Source organism: Methylibium sp. T29 (genome assembly GCF_000576205.1).
Taxonomy (GTDB): domain Bacteria; phylum Pseudomonadota; class Gammaproteobacteria; order Burkholderiales; family Burkholderiaceae_C; genus Methylibium; species Methylibium petroleiphilum.
Window position 1 is genome coordinate 1 of the sequence record NZ_AZND01000570.1, and the last position, 760, is coordinate 760.

Here is a 760-nt window from a genome sequence, read left to right on the forward strand (position 1 = left end):
CACGCCGCCGCTGCGCAGTGGCGCGCGGCGGACGGTCGCGGTCGAGGAGGGCGCGCCGGGCGCCGGCTTCTTGAGCTTGAGGGTGGCCATGTCGGTGCCGATTGGATCATGGCGCGCCGCGGGCGCCGGGCCGGCCACTCAGGACGCCAGCCCGAACAGCTCGCGCAGTGCCTCGCGGTAGGCGCCCTGGCCGACGGCGTTGGTGTTGTGGTGCGAGCCACCTTCCACCAGCAGCCAACGCTTGGGCGACGCGGCGCGCTCGTACAGCGCCTTGCCGAGCGCGGGCGGGATCAGCCGGTCCTCGCTGCCATGCACCACCAGCAGCGGCGAGCCGACCCGGGCCACCTTCTCCTGTGCGTCGAAGCGCTGCGTGATCAGCGGGCCCAGCGGCAGCCAGCCCCAGCGCATCTGCGAGAACACGTCGCGCACCGAGGTGAAGCTGCCCTCGACGATCAGCCGGCCTCGTCGGGCACCTGCGCGGCGAGGTCGATCGCGATCGCGCCGCCCAGCGAGTGGCCGAAGATGTAGCGCGGCGCGCCCGGGTGCTGCACGGCAAGCCAATCCCAGGCGGCGCGGGCGTCCTCGTAGGCCATCTGCTCCGACGGCAGCTCGCCCGGGGCGCTGCGGCCGAAGCCGCGGTAGTCGATCGCCAGCACGTTGAAGCCCAGCTCCTGCATGCGCCGCACGCGGCGGGCGCTGCCGGTCACGTCCAGCGCGCGCCGTGCAGGTAGAGCAGCACCGGCGCTCCGGCCTGCGCGCC

Annotated in this window: 1 pseudogene; it reads right to left on the reverse strand. The window is 74.3% G+C overall.

The window, feature by feature from the left end:
* Positions 1–138: 138 nt before the first annotated feature.
* Positions 139–760 (reverse strand): annotated as a pseudogene (locus x551_RS22885) (alpha/beta fold hydrolase); the annotation flags it as partial.